Below are 14755 nucleotides of genomic sequence, written 5' to 3'. Positions count from 1 at the left end.
ACGTCTCCGTGTCGACGAAGATGATCCGGGCGTCGGAGTACTTCTGGTCGTCGTCGTTCCAGACGTAGAAGTCGCCGTAGGGCCCGTCCGGGTCGGTTCGGGAGGCCTGGAACCACGGGTGCGCGTCACTCGTGTGGTTCATGACCAGGTCCGTGATCACCCGGATGCCCCGGCTGTGCGCCTCGTCGAGCAGGTGCACGAAGTCCTCGACCGTGCCGAACTCCGGCAGCACCGCCCGGAAATCGCTGATGTCGTACCCGCCGTCGCGCAGCGGCGAGGCGTAGAACGGCGGCAGCCACAGGCAGTCCACGCCCAGCCACTGGAGGTAGTCCAGCTTGGCGGCGAGACCGCGAAGGTCGCCCGTGCCGTCGTCGTCGGCGTCGTTGAAGGCGCGGACCAGCACCTCGTAGAACACCGCCCGCTTGTACCAGTCGCGGTCCACCGGCAGCGGCTGAGCCTTTTTCACGCTTCCCCCACGGACACGATGTGCGCGACCGCGAGACCCGGGTCGAGCTTGACGTAGTTGGCGGCGCCCCAGTCGAACGTCTCCCCGGTCACCTCGTCGTGGGCGCGGAACCGGGCGCCGTCGGGCAGCCCGAGCGCGGCCAGGTCGAGGGTGACCGTGCCCTCCTGCGGCACGTCCGGGTCGAGGGTGACCACGCAGACCACCGAGCGCCCGGTGGCCGGGTCGGTCTTCGAGTAGGCGACCAGCCGGTCGTTGTCGGTGGCGTGGAACCGCAGCGTGCGCAGCTGCCGCAGCGCCGGGTGCGCGCGCCGGACCTGGTTGAGCCTGGTCAGCCACGGTGCGAGGGTGTCGCCGGAGTAGTCGCGCGGCCGCAGCTCGTACTTCTCCGAGTCCAGGTACTCCTCGCTGCCCGGCTTGACGGGCTCGTGCTCGAACAGCTCGTAGCCCGAGTACACGCCCCACGACGGCGACAGGGTCGCGGCCAGCGCCGCGCGCAGCGCGAACATGCCCGGACCGCCCACCTGCAACGACTCGTGCAGGATGTCCGGCGTGTTCACGAACAGGTTCGGGGTGCCCTCGTCGGCGTGCTCGACCAGGCTGCGGCCGAACTCCTCCAGCTCCTCCTTGGCGGTGCGCCAGGTGAAGTAGGTGTAGTGCTGGGTGAAGCCGAGGCGGGTCAGGCCGTGCAGGCGCGCCGGCCGGGTGAACGACTCGGACAGGAACAGCACGTCCGGGCGCTCCTCCTTGACGTCCCAGATCAGCCGGTGCCAGAAGTTCGGCGGCTTGGTGTGCGGGTTGTCCACCCGGAAGATCCGCACCCCCTGGTCGATCCAGTGCCGCACCACCCGCAGCACCTCGGCGTACAGGCCCTCGGGCTCGTTGTCGAAGTTGAGCGGGTAGATGTCCTCGTAGCGCTTGGGCGGGTTCTCCGCGTACGCGATCGACCCGTCCGGCCGGGAGGTGAACCACTCCGGGTGCTCGGCCACCCACGGGTGGTCGGGCGCGCACTGGAGCGCCAGGTCCAGCGCCACCTCCAGGCCGTGGTCGTTCGCCCGGGACACGAACCGCCGGAAGTCCTCCGGCGTGCCCAGCTCCGGGTGCACCGCGTCGTGCCCGCCGTCCTTCGAGCCGATCGCCCAGGGCGAGCCGACGTCGCCGGGTTCGGCGGTGGTGCTGTTGTTGCGGCCCTTGCGGTTCACCTCGCCGATCGGGTGGATCGGCGGCAGGTACAGCACGTCGAAGCCCATGTCGGCGACGCGCTTCAGCTCGCCCTCGGCCGTGGCGAACGTGCCGTGCACCGGCCGCCCGTCCGCGTCGACCCCGCCGGTGGAGCGGGGGAACAGCTCGTACCAGGCGGAGAACCGGGCCTCGGACCGGTCCACCCACACGTGGTGCGGCGTGCCCCTGGTGAGCAGCTCGCGCACCGGGTGCCGGCGCATGACCTCCTCCACCGCGGGCGACAGCGCCGGCTCCACCCGCCGCGCCAGCCCGTACTCCCGCTCCCGCAGGGCCGCCGCCGCCAGCCGCAGCAGCGGCCGCTCGGCGCGGCGGCGCAGGCGGCGGGCGGCGCGGTCCAGCAACCGCGCCCCCGCCTCCAGGTCGTTGGCCAGGAGATCGACGTCCTGACCGGCGGCCAGCTTCGCCGTCACGGCCCGCCGCCACGTCGTCCACGGGTCGCTCCACGCGTCCACCCGGAACGTCCACCGGCCCTCGCGGTCCGGGACCACCGTGGCGTGCCACCGGTCCAGGCCCGCCTCCGCCGGCACCATCGGCACCTCGCTCCGCGCACCGCCCGGCCCGCGCCACACCACCGTCGCCCCCACCGCGTCGTGGCCCTCCCGCCACACGGTGGCGACCACCGGCACGTGCTCGCCGACCACGGCCTTGGCCGGGTGCCGGCCCGAGCTGACCTCGGGGGTGACGTCGTCGACCACCAACCGCCCGCTGCTCACTTCAGCCCTCCCCTCGGTCCTGCCCGTCCCGACCGGTCCTCCGCTCAGCCGAACAGCGCACGCGCGGCCTCCGGCGCGAGCAGTTCGCGCGCCAGGTCCAGCGGGGTGCGGCCGAGGTGGTCGACCAGGTCCGCGCGGGCGCCCGAGGCGAGCAGGACCCGGGCGGCCTCGGTGTTGCCGTGCCGGACCGCGATGTGCAGCGCCGTCTGACCGGTGGTGGCGACCGGCGCGTCGACGATCGACCCCGCGCGCAGCAGCGCGTTGACCACCTCGGCGCTGCCCTGCTCGGCGGCCTTGTGCAGCGAGGTCTGCCCGGAGCGCTCGGTCACCAGCACGTCCGCGCCGCCGCCGAGCAGCGTGCGGACCGTCGTGCCGTCGCCGCGGGCGGCGGCGGCCTGGAGCGCGGTCAGGCCGGTGCTGGCGTCGTGGTGGTTCGGGTTGCCGCCGAAGGACAGCAGGTCGCGCACCTCGTCCACGTCACCCGCGACCGCGGCGGCGTACAGGCGCTCCTCGCGGTCCGCGTTGAAGGCGTTGACCTCGGTGTTCGGGTCGAAGTACACCTTCCAGTGGGTGATCTTGCCCTGCTCGTTGAGGACCACCTTGTGCATGTCCTCGATCTCGAACAACACCTTCGTGCGAGTGTGCCGCCCCTTCGTGTAGACGACCGCGCACGCGGTGTTGCCGTCCACGAACAGGCCGCGCAGGCCGTAGTCCAACACCTCGGTCGTCTCGGCGCGGACCCGGAACGCCTCGGCCACCTCGTTCAGGCCGACGTGCGTGCCGAGGTACGGGATCACCGCGTTCCACTGGTCCTGCGGCAGCTCCAGCACGATCGACGGCGACAGCCCCGCCGTGATCGCCTCCATGTCGCCGCGGCCGATGGCGCCGTACCAGCCGTCCACGATCTTTCGGGTGTCCATGCGGATTTCCTCTCGGTGGTGGGGGGATCCCCCGCACCTCCAGGCTGGCAGCGATCCACACAGGACACGAGGAACCGGGTGCGACTGCGGCAACATGCCCAACTGCCGCGCCGACCTGACCAAAACGCAAGGGGCCCGCCGCGTTCCCCCGCGGCGGGCCCCTGTTGCCGGTCTTCGGGCGACTAGCTGTAGCGGCCGATCACGTCCTGGATCAGGCCGTCGCGCACCAGGTACTCGTAGTAGAAGACCTCCTTGCCGCCGTGGCCCGTGTCGTAGTCGTAGTCGACGCGGTAGCGGTCGCCGTTCCACGCCGTGCCGGTGACCGTGTACCGGCCGCCCGCCTCGATGACCTCGGGTCCCAGGAAGCGGTCCATGATGTCCTGCCGCGACGGGTAGATGCGGCCCACGCTGTCGAAGCGCGCGTCCTCCGCGAACACCGCGGCGACGCCCTCCGCGTCACCCGCGTTGGCCGCCTCCAGGAACCGCTCCGCCAACCCGGGCGCGGCGGCCCGGTCGGCGTCGGCCAGGGGGACCGCCTCGGTGCTCGTGCCGCTGCCGCCGGTGCTCGTGGCCTGGGGCGTCGTCGACGCCTCCGGACCACCGCACGCGGTCACCGCCGCCAGGACTAACGCGGCCACGCCGATTCGTCGGTGCATGATGGGTTCCTCACTCGTTCGGAAATTCAAGGAATACCCCCTCGGCCCGGAGGTCTGGGGGACCTCCGGGCCGAAGATCGGGGTTCAGTGCACTTCATGCGGGGAATGGCGTGCACCTAGTCCCCGCACCCCTACCCCGGGGGACAGGAAGGAGGCGCGGGAAATCCCGAGTCAGGTGGTTTCAGGAGCGCCGCGCGCCTCGCAGGAGCACGGCGATGACCGCGACGCCGACGCCGATCACGGCGATCGCGGCGAGGTAGGCGGCGTGGTAGCCGGCCAGCACGTCCGAGGGCTCGGCGGACCCGCTCACCGTGGCGGCCAGCGTGACCAGGGCGGCCACCCCGACGCTGCCGCCGAGCTGCTGGGCCGTGACGTTCAGTCCGCCGGCCACGCCGTGCTCGTGCTGCGGGACGCCGGTCAGCGACGCCGCGGTCAGGCCGGCGAACGCGACGCCCTGACCGACGCTCATCACGAACACGGCCGGGAAGACGTGCAGCCAGTACGTGCCGTCCAGCGGGGTGATCGCCCAGAGCCCGACACCGGCCGCGATCAGCAGCAGGCCCGTGATCATCAGGGGGCGTTGACCGGTCCGGACCATCAGGCGGCCCGCGATGTTCGAGCTGACGACCACCGTCACGCCCATCGGCAGGATGGCCAGGCCCGATTGGAGCGGCGTGTAGCCGAGCAGGCCCTGGAGGTAGAGCGGCGCGAAGAACAGCACGGCGAGCACGGCGGTGAAGAACGCGACGGCCGCCACGGTCGCCGCCGACACCGAGGGGATGCGGAAGATGCCCAGCTGGAGCAGGGGGTTGGCGGCTCGCCGCTCCCACCACACGAAACCGACGAGCAGCACCGCGGCCAGCACCAGCGGCACCACGGTCAGCGGGTCGGTCCAGCTGGTGTGGCTGGCCTGGCTCAGGCCGAGGACCGCGAGCAGCAGGCCGCCGGTGACCGACGTGGCGCCGCCGACGTCCAGCTTCTCGGGCTTGCGGCGGCCGGCCGGGAGCACCGACTTGACCGCCAGCAGCACGGCGGCGCCGATGAGCAGGTTGAACACGAACACGGCGCGCCAGCTGAACAGGTCGGTGAGCACGCCGCCGATCACCACGCCCGCGCTGAAGCTCGACGCGCCGACGGAGGTGTAGACGGCGAGCGCCCTGTTCCGGCGCGGCCCCTCCGGGAACAACTCGGTGAGCAGCGCCAACGAGGCCGGGCCGGACAGCGCGGCGCCGACGCCCTGGAGGGCGCGGGCCACCATCAGCACCTCGGCCGCCGGCGCGACGGCGGCCACGACCGTGGCGGCGGTGAACAGCCCGACGCCGAGGGTGAACACGAGCCGCCGCCCCAGGACGTCGGCCGCGCGCCCGCCGAAGAGCAGGAAGCCCGCGAACGTGACCGCGTAGGAGGTCATGGCCCACTGGAGGCCGCTGTTGCCGATGCCGAGTTCCTGGCCGATCACGGGCAACGCCGCGTTGACCACGGCGACGCTGCTGGTGTCCAACGCCAGCGCGGCGGCCAGGACGATGACCGCGATCCAGCGGGGGTTGTCGTCCTCGGGTGTCCGGGTGGTGGTGTCGACGGGGTCGACGTGGGTAGACATCGTGGGTTCTTCTCCAGTTCACGGGCGCGGCGCCCACCCGGCCTCGACGCTCCGCATCAAGGGGTGCGGTCGGGGTTCACGGGAGTGCGCCCGCGCGAGTCCAGTGGACCTGCTCGCTCGACCGCGCGTCAGCGCGCGGGTGCGAGCAGGCGTGCTACGGGTGGCGAGGTGATCAGCGCCATGTCACGGTTGTCCCGACGCGGGACCGCCGGTCGCACGATCGGGTGATCATCGCCACAAGATGTACGAAAACAGGGTCCTGAACCATCGGTAAGAGAACAAGGCCCCTCGCAACGACCCCGGCCGGCCGGGCGCCTCCGCCCCGCGGCCTCCCGGGCCGAACGAGGAAGGAGGCCCGAGCCGCCGGACCGGGAGTCGCCGGACCAGGAGTCGCCGGACCGGGAGTCGCCGGATCGGGGCGCCAACCCAGTCCCAACCCCCATCGCCCCGGCCCCCGCGGCCAAGGCCTCCACAGCCGAGTACTCCACGGCAGATCCCTCAAGCCCGCCCCCGCGGCGGACCTGCCCGGACCTGCTCTCACGGACACGCGCGCCCCCGCAGGCGCACACCCCCGCCACGGCACGGCCACCCACCTGGGCACGGCCACCCACCTGGGCACGGACGCCCTCGCGGGCGTGTGAGCCCGTGCGGACACGCGCGTCCCCGCGGACATGTCCGTCGCCGCGGACGAGCTCGTCCCCGCAGACGAGCCGGCCTCCGCAGGCACGCCCGGGGACCTGATCACCCGCCCCCGACCGACCCTCGGTCGGCGACGAGCGGTCCCGGTGGCGCTGCGCGGGTGGGCCGTCGGTGACGGCCGGATGGGGTTGGTGTCGGGTGGAGTCGTGCCGGTGTCGGGTGGGGTGGAGTCGGTGGTGAGCGGAGTGGTGTCGGGTGGAGTGGGGTTCGGGACCGGCCAGGAGCGTGTTCCGGTTGTCCCGCTCGTCCCTTTGTTCTGGTTTGCTGAGTTCGTCCCGGTTTTCGATCGGTGCTGAAGTGCTGCTCATCGCGGGCCCCGGGTACGCCGGCCGCGCCGACGTGGTTGCCCGCGCAGGAGCCGGCGACCGCCCCGGAGAGGTCGCCTGCTCCTGGACGATCGCACGAACGAGGGCCGTGGCCCGCAGTCCTGCCGGTGCGAACCGGTGGGCTCGCCGCGCCGCGCTGCCGGTCGGGACCAGGTGGTCGACGGCCGAGGGCCGGCGGTCGCCGGCGCGCGGGGCGAGCGGGTGGGTTCGGCTGTGGGCGGGGCGCGTCAGGCCCCGCGGCTGGGGTGCGGGCACGGCGTGCTCTCAGTTCTCGATCTCGGTGCCCCGGCCGACCGCTTCCCACTCGGTCAGCTCGGCCTGCACGGTGGCCAACCGGGTGCCGATCGCGTCCACGGCGTCGTTGCCGAGCACCAGCCGCAACGGGGTGCGCGGGGCGTCGAGCGCCACGCGGATCGCCTCCGCCGCCTTGGCCGGGTCACCCGCCTGGGTGCCATCCATCTCCTGCACGAGCTTGCGGACCGGGTCCATCACGTCCTCGTAGTCCGGGATGCGAGCACCGAACCGCAGCGCGCTCCCCGCGAACGCCGTGCGGAACGCGCCGGGCTCGGGCAGCAGCACCTTGATCCCGAAGTCGGCGACCTCGGCCGCCAACCCCTCGGACCACCCCTCCAGCGCGAACTTGGCCGCGCAGTAGGCCGAGAAGCCCGGCCACACGACCTGCCCGCCCATGCTGGACATCTGCACGACCGCCCCGGTCCGCCGCGCCCGCATGTGCGGCAGCACGGCCTTGGTCAGCGCCACCGGCCCGTGCAGGTGCACGTCCATCAACGCCCGCAGCTCGTCGTCCGGGGTCTCCTCGGCGGCGCCGAGGAAGCCGTGCCCCGCGTTGTTCACGAGCACATCGATGTGCCCGTGCCAGGTGATGGCGTCCTGCACCGCGTGCGCGATCTGCTCGCTGTCGGTCACGTCGAGCCGCAGCGGCGTCACGCGATCGGGCGCGATCGCCGTCAGCGGGGCGAGGGACTCGATGTTGCGGGCCGTGGCGACGACGATGTCGCCGTGGGACAGCGCGTTCTCCGCGATCGCCTTGCCCAGACCCGAAGAAGTGCCGGTGATGAACCACACCCGCGCCGCCTCGGCACCGGTCCGGTGCGGTACTTCGTTCGTGCTCATGGAGGTCCTCCTCGTCTTGGACCGGTCAGCCCTGCACGATCAAGGAGACACCGGGACTTCACACCAAGTCCAAGACCCTTGCCTATACGCTCACGGCATAGATCAATATTCGAGGGGGCTCCCGACTCCGATGGACGTCGACACCCGCGTCCTGCGCTACTTCGTCGCAGTGGCCGAACAGCTCAGCTTCACCCGCGCCGCCGAACTGTTGTTCGTGTCGCAGCCGGCCCTGAGCCGGCAGATCCGCCAACTGGAGGCCGACCTCAAGATCCCGCTGTTCGAACGCACGAGCCGGGAGGTCCACATCACCGCCGCCGGTGAGGCGCTGTTACCCGTGGCGCGCAGGTTGATCGCCGATTGGCAAGCTGCCCAGCGCACCGCCCGCGGCATCGCCGCCGCCGAGAAGCGCGTGCTGCGCATCGGTTTCGAGGCGACCGGCGCGGGCCCGCTGACGACCAGGGCGCGCACCGCGTTCGCCGCGCGCCACCCGGACGTCACGGTCGAGCCCAAGCGCTTCGACTGGGGTGGTGAGGTGGCCGCCCTGCGCGACGGCCTGGTCGACATCGCCTTCCTGTGGCTGCCCGCCGACACCACCGGTTTCCACACCGAGATCGTCGCGGTGGAGGAGCGGCTCGTGGGTCTGGCCGCCAAGCACCGGCTGGCCGACCGCGAGCACGTCTCCATCATGGACCTGCGCGACGAGCCGGTGGTGTGGACCCGCAAGGCGCCCCGGTTCTGGGTGGACTGGTGGGCGGTCAACCCGCGCCCGGACGGCTCGGAACCGGTGTGGGGGCCGGAGAACGGCAACGTCGAGGAGATGCTGGAGCACGTCGCCGCGGGCGAGGCCATCTGCATGGGCCCGCGCTCGATGGCGGCCTACTACGCCCGCCCCGACCTGGTGTGGCGGCCCATCACGGACGTCGCGCCGCTGCGCATCGCCTTCGCCAGGCCGGCGACCAGCATGAACCCGCTGGTCGCCGACTTCGCCGCGGTCGTCCGGGAGCTGGCCGAGCCGACCGGCTCACCGGTGGCGGGCTAGGCGTTCCACTTCGCGCTGGCGCCCGCGGTGACGTCCAGCACCGTGCCGGAGACGTAGCGGGCCCGCGGTGAGGCGAGGAACGCGATCGAGTCGGCCACGTCCTCCGGCTCGATCAGGCCCACCGGCTGGGTGTTGTACGAGCGCAGCGCCCGCTCCAAGTCCTCCACGGTCGTGCCGCCCGCCCACCGGTAGGTGGCCTCGTTGAGCACCATGGCCGTGCGCGTGCCGGTCGGCGCCACGCCGCTGACCCGGACCCCGGCGGGGCCGACCTCCGTGGCCAGGGCCTTGACCAGGCCGACCGCGCCCCACTTGGCGGCCTGGTAGTGCGGCAGCAGCGGCGCGCCGTGGCGGGCCTCGCTGGAGGTCACCACGATGACCGTCCCGCTCTTGCGCGCGACCAGGTGCGGCACGACCGCGCGCATGGTGTTCGCCACGCCGACGAGGTTGACGTCGAGCACGTCGGCGAACTGCTGCGGCGACATGTCGGCCATGGAGTTGTAGGTGCAGATGCCGGCGTTGGCGACGGCGATGTCCAGCCGCCCGTACTCGCGCACGACCTGCCGGGCCACGTCCTGGAGCCGGGCCGCGTCCCGCACGTCCGCCTTCACCGCGGTCGCGCGCCGCCCGAGAGCGCGCACCTTGCGCACCGTGTCGTCGAGCTCGGCCTCGCTGCCCAGCGGGTAGTCGAGCCGCATCGCGTCGGGCCTGGCGATGTCGAGCGCCACCACGTGCGCGCCGGCGCGGGCCAGCGCGAGGCACGTGGCCCGGCCGATGCCGCGGGCCGCGCCGGTGACCAGCGCGACCTGCCCGCGCAGGTCACCGCCCCTGTTCTCGTCGGCGAGCGCCCCACCGGCGCCCGCCACCACCCCGGCTGCCGCGCCCGCCGCCACGCCGGCGCCCGCCAGCACCGCCCGCCTGCTCACCCTGGCCTGTTCCGTCATGGGCACGATCGTGGTGAGCGATCCCGCGCGATGTCCAAGACCCGCGACGATGCCGTTTGGTAATAGCACTCGTGTACCCGGTCAAGTCCGACCAGTCGTGCACCGCGCCTTGTCCGCCGTCGCCCGTGCCTAGTTGACTGGTCATCGTTCCCGGGCACGTCGTCCCGAACCACCTTGTCGCACAAGGCAAATCGGCCGTGCTCAGAAACCCGACCAAGGAGAGTTCCATGAGTGACGCGGTGCGCACGTTGCTGCTCAACGCGGTCCGCCGGGACGACGTGGCCGAGGTGCGCGGCCTGCTGCGCAACGGGGTCGACCTCAACTCGCGCGGCTCGGACGGCCTGACGCCGCTGATGATCGCCGCGGGCAAGGGCAACGCCGACCTGGTCCGGCTGCTCGTCGACGCCGGCGCGGACGTCTACACCACCGACAGCGCCGCGGGTGGCACCGCGCTGCACAAGGCGGTGCAGGGTGGCGACCTGGAGACGGTGAAGGTGCTGGTGGAGGCGGGTGCGTTCATCGACGCGGTGTCGGTGACGACCGGGCACACGCCGCTGCTGGACGCGTTCTGGTACAAGCACCCGGAGGTCGTCGGCTACCTGCTCGACCGGAACGCGGGCCTGAACCTGGCCACGCACTACGGGTTCTCGATGCGCGACCACTTCGAGTACGCGATCAACGTGAACACCCTCGGCCGGGAGAAGCTGCTGGCCGCGGAGGCGCTGCTGAAGCGGCGCATCGAGGCCGACGAGCGCGCGGTGGAGCGGCAGGAGCTGATGGCCGCCACCGTCGCCGGCGACCTGATCGCCGTGCAGGTGCTGCTGGCCAACGGCGCGGAGGTCGACGCGCGCCACCCGGTGCTCAACGGCTTCAACGACCTGCACACCCCCTTGTTGGTCGCGTCGCGCGATGGCCACACCGAGATCGTGCGCGCGTTGATCGCCGCGGGCGCGGACGTCAACGCGATCGAGCCGACGTTCGGCGCGGTGCCGCTGCACAAGGCCGTCTACAACGGACACGCCGACATCACGCAGGTCCTGGTCGACACCCCCGGCACGGACATCGACTTCCAGGGCTCGACGAACGGCTACACGCCCCTGCACGACGCGCTGTGGCACGGCTTCGAGGACTGCGCCCGCATCCTCGTCCGCGCCGGCGCCCGGCTCCACCTGGTCGGCCACGACGGCAAGACGCCGCTGGACATGGCGGTCGACGTCTTCGGCCCCGACCACGACCTGACCACCACCATCCGCAACGCCTGACCCCGCGAGTCGTACCTCCGGCACACGCGTGTCGTACCTCCAGGACCCCTGAGTTCAGCGTTCGGGGACGGGGAGGTCGCGGCCGAGCGGTCCTGAGTGTCGAACACGGGGGTCCTGAACGTACGACACGACGGTCCTGAACGTACGACTCGCGCGTTTGCAGAGGAGAAGTCCATGTTGTTCTACTGCCAGATGAAGTGGAACCACGAGGGGCGTATCAGCCTGGATGAGCTCTGGGAGATCGAGGAGGAGGAGACCCGCCACGCCGAGGAGACGCTGAGCTCGGGGTACTGCATCGGGCTGTGGAAGGTGGCCGGGCAGAAGCGGGTCATCGCCGTGGTCGACGCGGAGTCCGCGGAGGAGCTGGACCGGTCCGTGTTCCGCCTGCCGATGCGCGAGTACCTGGAGTTCGAGGTCATCTGGCCGCTGCGCGACTACCTCGGCTTCGCGGAGGACGTGGCCAACCGCTACCGCCCTACCGAGGCGGAGACCGGCCGATGATCCACCAGCTGATCTTCGCCTACCCCAGGCCGGGCATGAGCGAGCAGGAGTTCCACCGCTACTGGGTGGAGGAGCACGCCGTCCGCTACGCGAGCAAGATCCCGCAGATCCGGCAGTACGCGGTGGACACCAGGGTCGAGCTGGGCCTCGACGAGCCGGAGCCGCTGTGGTCCGGGGTCGCCGAGATCTGGCTCGCCAACGAGGAGGAGCAGCTGGCGTCGTTGCAGACGCCGGAGTTCCTGGAGGGTGCCCGGCTCGACGAGCCGCGGTGGGCGGCGTTCTGGCGCACGCTGGTCATGGACACCGAGGCGACCGTGGTCGTCGAGGGGCCGCCGCAGCGGGCCGACCAGCCGGGCACCAAGCTGTTCGTGCTGGTCAAGCGGCGCGAGGGGATGCCGCTGACCGAGTTCCGCCAGTACAGCCGGGACGCGCACGCCTCGCTGATGGCCAAGGTCCCCGGCCTGCGCCGGTACTACCAGAACCACACCCGCGACGGCGCGTACGGCGTCGGCGAGGCCACCCTCGACTGCGCGTACCAGCTGTGGTTCGACGACGCCGCCGCCCTGCGCAGCGCCCTGCGCAGCCCCGAGTTCCAGCGCGCCACGGCGGACCTCGCCACGTTCACCGAACCCCGGTACACGCACACCCTCGCGGTCCGCGAGAACTGGGTCGTCGGCCCGTCGGAAAACATCATCTAGTCAAGTCCGGGATATCGTCCGGCAATTCTCGCAAAACCAGCCTGAAAAAGGTTGGATGAGAAGTGCAAGAACCCACCGAAAACCTGTTTGAGGAGAACCGTGACCAAGCGCATTTTGGTCGTACTTTCCGAGTACGGTTACTGGGGCGAGGAACTGGTCGGCCCGGTCGAGGCGTTCGACGCCGCGGGCTACCGCACCACGTTCCTCACGCCGACCGGCAAGCGCGCCCAGGCCCTGCCGCCGAGCCTCGACACCGAGTACCTCGACCCGCCGCTGGGCCGCTCCGTCACCACGCCGGACATGGCCCGCCGTGCCCGTGAGCTGGACGCCTCGCCCCGCCTGGACAACCCGCTGAGCCTGGCCGACCTCATCCCCGAGCGGCCCTACTACAGCGCGGTCAACCACCTGCGCGAGGTGGAGGAGTACCACCGCCGGCTCGACGGCGCGGTCGCCGACCTGGTCGGCAGCTTCGACGCGCTGGTGCTCGTCGGCGGCTCCGGCCCGATCGTCGACATGGCGAACAACGAGCGCCTGCACGAGCTGGTCATCGGTTTCGTGAACGCCGACAAGCCCATTCTCGCGGAATGCTACGGCGTCGCGGTGCTGGCTTTCGCGCGTGACCTGGAGAGTCGCGAGAGCATCATCCAGAACAAGCACGTGACCGGTCACCCGAAGGAGTACGACTACAAGGACGGCACCGGTTTCATCGGGGTCGAGTTCAACATGGGCCCGCCGCCGTACCCGCTGGAGTACATCCTGCGCGACGCGACCGGCCCGGTCGGCCGCTTCCACGGCAACGTCGGCAAGGAGACCTCGGTCATCGTCGACTACCCGTTCATCACCGCCCGCTCCACGCCCGACTCGGTGCCCGCGGGCGAGCTGCTCGTGCGGGTGCTGGAGCAGGGCCTGCGCCGGTTCGGCTGGTAGGAGAGGAACGCTCATGAACGGCAGGCCGGGAAAGGTCGCCATCTTCGAGCAGTTCGCGGCCGACGGCATCCAGTACATGTTCGGCAACCCGGGGACCGTCGAGCAGGGTTTCCTGGACGCGGGTGGCGAGTTCGACATCGAGTACCTGCTGGCGCTGCACGAGGGCGTCGCGGTGGGCATGGCCGACGGCTACGCCCGCGCCGCGCAGCGACCCGCCCTGGTCCAGCTGCACAGCGGGGTCGGGCTGGGCAACGGCATCGGCATGCTCTACCAGGCCAAGCGCGGCGGTTCGCCGCTGGTCGTCCTGGTCGGCGAGGCGGGGGTCCGCTACGACGCCATGGACGGGCAGATGGCGGCCGACCTGGTCGCCATGGCCGAGCCGGTGACCAAGTACGCGACGCGGGTGCTCGACCCGTCGTCGACGCTGCGGGTGCTGCGGCGCGCGGTGAAGATCGCCATGACGCCGCCGCGCGGCCCGGTGCTGGTCGTCGTCCCGGCCGACGTGCTGGACGAGATCACCACCGAGCCGGTGTTCCCCACCCCGATCCCGAACACCCGGGTGGTCCCGGAGACCCCGCTGGTGGCGGAGGCCGCCACCACGCTGCTGGCCGGCGAGCGCCGGCTGGTGCTGATGGGCGACGGCGTCGCCACCAGCGGGGCGCAGCGCGAGCTGACCGCCGTGGCGGAAGCGCTCGACGCGAAGGTGTGGGGGGTGAACTCCTCGGAGTTCAACTTCGACGCCACGCACCGCCTCCACGGCGGTCAGCTCGGGCACATGTTCGGCGCGGACAGCGCCCGCGTGGTCGCCGAGGCCGACTCGGTGCTCATCGTCGGCACGTACGTGTTCCCCGAGGTGTTCCCGAGCCTGGAGAACCCGTTCAAGCCGGGCGCGAAGATCGTGCACGTCGACCTGGACGCCTACGAGATCGGCAAGAACCACCCGGTGGACGTGGGCCTGGTGGCCGACCCGAAGCTCACGCTGGCCGCGCTGGCCAGGGAGCTGGGCCGGCAGAACCCGGCGACCTCCACCGCGCCCGAGCCCGCGCGGGGCCGCCCGGTCCACCCGGAGCCCCCGCTGACCGAGGACACGGTGCTGGACCGGTTCGTGCGTCGGCTGGCCCGCCGCGCGCCGGAGGACCTGGTGGTGTTCGACGAGGCGCTGACCGCGTCGGCGCCGCTGGCCAGGCACCTGCCGCCGCAGCGGCCGGGCGGGTTCTTCCAGACCCGCGGCGGCTCGCTGGGCGTGGGCATTCCGGGCGCGCTGGGCATCAAGCTCGCCCAGCCGGACGCGCCGGTGGTGGCGTTCACCGGTGACGGCGGCTCGATGTACACGATCCAGGCGCTGTGGACCGCGGCCCGCTACGGCATCGGCGCGAAGTTCGTGATCTGCAACAACCGCCGCTACCACCTGCTCGACCTGAACATCGAGCAGTACTGGCGGGAGCTGGGGCTGTCACCGCGCGCGTTCCCCGCCGCGTTCGACCTGTCCGATCCGGACATCGGCTTCACCGGGCTGGCCGCGGCGCTGGGCGTGCCGGGGCAGCGGGTGGAGAAGCTGTACGAGGTGGACTCCGCCGTGGACGCCATGCTCCACCACGACGGTCCCTACCTCGTCGACCTGGTCATCGACTGAG

At 71.7% G+C, this 14755-nt stretch carries 13 protein-coding genes; 6 read left to right on the top strand and 7 right to left on the bottom strand.

What is annotated here, in order from left to right:
• The 6 genes from ABD223_RS15570 to ABD223_RS15545 all read right to left on the bottom strand — a co-directional run.
• The coding region (locus ABD223_RS15570; protein WP_344036908.1) for an alpha-amylase family glycosyl hydrolase at nucleotides 1-466 on the bottom strand (466 nt) is incomplete at its 3' end.
• Nucleotides 463-2418 carry a maltotransferase domain-containing protein gene (locus tag ABD223_RS15565; RefSeq protein WP_344036907.1) on the bottom strand — a complete coding sequence of 652 codons (1956 nt, stop codon included), beginning with the start codon at nucleotides 2416-2418 and terminating at the stop codon, nucleotides 463-465. The genes ABD223_RS15565 and ABD223_RS15570, both read right to left, overlap by 4 nt.
• 44 nt (nucleotides 2419-2462) lie before the next feature.
• Nucleotides 2463-3338, bottom strand: a complete 876-nt coding sequence (locus tag ABD223_RS15560) for an ankyrin repeat domain-containing protein (protein WP_344036906.1) — start codon at nucleotides 3336-3338, stop codon at nucleotides 2463-2465.
• A 182-nt stretch (nucleotides 3339-3520) separates the two neighbouring features.
• Nucleotides 3521-3994: a nuclear transport factor 2 family protein gene (locus tag ABD223_RS15555; RefSeq protein WP_344036905.1), complete on the bottom strand. Its 474-nt coding sequence runs from the start codon at nucleotides 3992-3994 to the stop codon at nucleotides 3521-3523.
• A 181-nt stretch (nucleotides 3995-4175) separates the two neighbouring features.
• Complete coding sequence (locus tag ABD223_RS15550; protein ID WP_344036904.1) at nucleotides 4176-5594, bottom strand: MFS transporter; 1419 nt, start codon at nucleotides 5592-5594, stop codon at nucleotides 4176-4178.
• Between the two features lie 1289 nt (nucleotides 5595-6883).
• Entirely contained in the window at nucleotides 6884-7753 is an 870-nt protein-coding gene (locus ABD223_RS15545; RefSeq protein ID WP_344036903.1) for an oxidoreductase, read from the bottom strand.
• Nucleotides 7754-7883: 130 nt separating this feature from the next.
• Here ABD223_RS15545 and ABD223_RS15540 point away from each other — a divergent pair, with 130 nt between their 5' ends.
• Nucleotides 7884-8792 (top strand): LysR family transcriptional regulator, encoded by a 909-nt coding sequence (locus tag ABD223_RS15540; RefSeq protein ID WP_344036902.1) that lies wholly within the window; start codon nucleotides 7884-7886, stop codon nucleotides 8790-8792.
• Here the strand turns inward: ABD223_RS15540 and ABD223_RS15535 are convergent.
• Nucleotides 8789-9733, bottom strand: coding sequence for a mycofactocin-coupled SDR family oxidoreductase (locus tag ABD223_RS15535; RefSeq protein WP_344036901.1), 945 nt, complete (start codon nucleotides 9731-9733; stop codon nucleotides 8789-8791). The genes ABD223_RS15540 and ABD223_RS15535 overlap by 4 nt on opposite strands.
• Nucleotides 9734-9960: 227 nt before the next feature.
• Between ABD223_RS15535 and ABD223_RS15530 the strand changes: the two genes are divergently transcribed.
• The 5 genes from ABD223_RS15530 to ABD223_RS15510 all read left to right on the top strand — a co-directional run bounded on the left by ABD223_RS15530 (nucleotide 9961) and on the right by ABD223_RS15510 (nucleotide 14754).
• Nucleotides 9961-10995 carry an ankyrin repeat domain-containing protein gene (locus ABD223_RS15530; RefSeq protein WP_344036900.1) on the top strand — a complete coding sequence of 345 codons (1035 nt, stop codon included), beginning with the start codon at nucleotides 9961-9963 and terminating at the stop codon, nucleotides 10993-10995.
• A 174-nt stretch (nucleotides 10996-11169) separates the two neighbouring features.
• On the top strand, nucleotides 11170-11496 hold the full coding sequence (locus tag ABD223_RS15525; RefSeq protein ID WP_344036899.1) for a muconolactone Delta-isomerase family protein: 327 nt from the start codon (nucleotides 11170-11172) through the stop codon (nucleotides 11494-11496).
• Nucleotides 11493-12194 carry an EthD domain-containing protein gene (locus ABD223_RS15520; protein WP_344036898.1) on the top strand — a complete coding sequence of 234 codons (702 nt, stop codon included), beginning with the start codon at nucleotides 11493-11495 and terminating at the stop codon, nucleotides 12192-12194. Before ABD223_RS15525 ends, ABD223_RS15520 begins: the two co-directional genes overlap by 4 nt.
• Before the next feature lie 99 nt (nucleotides 12195-12293).
• Complete coding sequence (locus ABD223_RS15515) at nucleotides 12294-13121, top strand: type 1 glutamine amidotransferase domain-containing protein (RefSeq protein ID WP_344036897.1); 828 nt, start codon at nucleotides 12294-12296, stop codon at nucleotides 13119-13121.
• 13 nt (nucleotides 13122-13134) lie between these two features.
• Nucleotides 13135-14754 carry a thiamine pyrophosphate-binding protein gene (locus tag ABD223_RS15510; RefSeq protein ID WP_344036896.1) on the top strand — a complete coding sequence of 540 codons (1620 nt, stop codon included), beginning with the start codon at nucleotides 13135-13137 and terminating at the stop codon, nucleotides 14752-14754.
• Nucleotide 14755: the final 1 nt, after the last annotated feature.

It is taken from the genome of Saccharothrix xinjiangensis (assembly GCF_039527585.1).
Lineage (GTDB): Bacteria > Actinomycetota > Actinomycetes > Mycobacteriales > Pseudonocardiaceae > Actinosynnema > Actinosynnema xinjiangensis.
Note: the sequence above shows the minus strand (reverse complement) of the source record. Positions and strands in the feature narration are given on the sequence as shown.

Excerpts from the sequence above, each read along its gene's own strand:
- ABD223_RS15560 (WP_344036906.1), bottom strand. The coding sequence starts at position 3,338 with ATGGACACCCGAAAGATCGTGGACGGCTGGTACGGCGCCATCGGCCGC.
- ABD223_RS15555 (WP_344036905.1), bottom strand. The coding sequence starts at position 3,994 with ATGCACCGACGAATCGGCGTGGCCGCGTTAGTCCTGGCGGCGGTGACC.
- ABD223_RS15550 (WP_344036904.1), bottom strand. The coding sequence starts at position 5,594 with ATGTCTACCCACGTCGACCCCGTCGACACCACCACCCGGACACCCGAG.
- ABD223_RS15545 (WP_344036903.1), bottom strand. The coding sequence starts at position 7,753 with ATGAGCACGAACGAAGTACCGCACCGGACCGGTGCCGAGGCGGCGCGG.
- ABD223_RS15540 (WP_344036902.1), top strand. The coding sequence starts at position 7,884 with ATGGACGTCGACACCCGCGTCCTGCGCTACTTCGTCGCAGTGGCCGAA.
- ABD223_RS15535 (WP_344036901.1), bottom strand. The coding sequence starts at position 9,733 with ATGACGGAACAGGCCAGGGTGAGCAGGCGGGCGGTGCTGGCGGGCGCC.
- ABD223_RS15530 (WP_344036900.1), top strand. The coding sequence starts at position 9,961 with ATGAGTGACGCGGTGCGCACGTTGCTGCTCAACGCGGTCCGCCGGGAC.
- ABD223_RS15525 (WP_344036899.1), top strand. The coding sequence starts at position 11,170 with ATGTTGTTCTACTGCCAGATGAAGTGGAACCACGAGGGGCGTATCAGC.
- ABD223_RS15520 (WP_344036898.1), top strand. The coding sequence starts at position 11,493 with ATGATCCACCAGCTGATCTTCGCCTACCCCAGGCCGGGCATGAGCGAG.
- ABD223_RS15510 (WP_344036896.1), top strand. The coding sequence starts at position 13,135 with ATGAACGGCAGGCCGGGAAAGGTCGCCATCTTCGAGCAGTTCGCGGCC.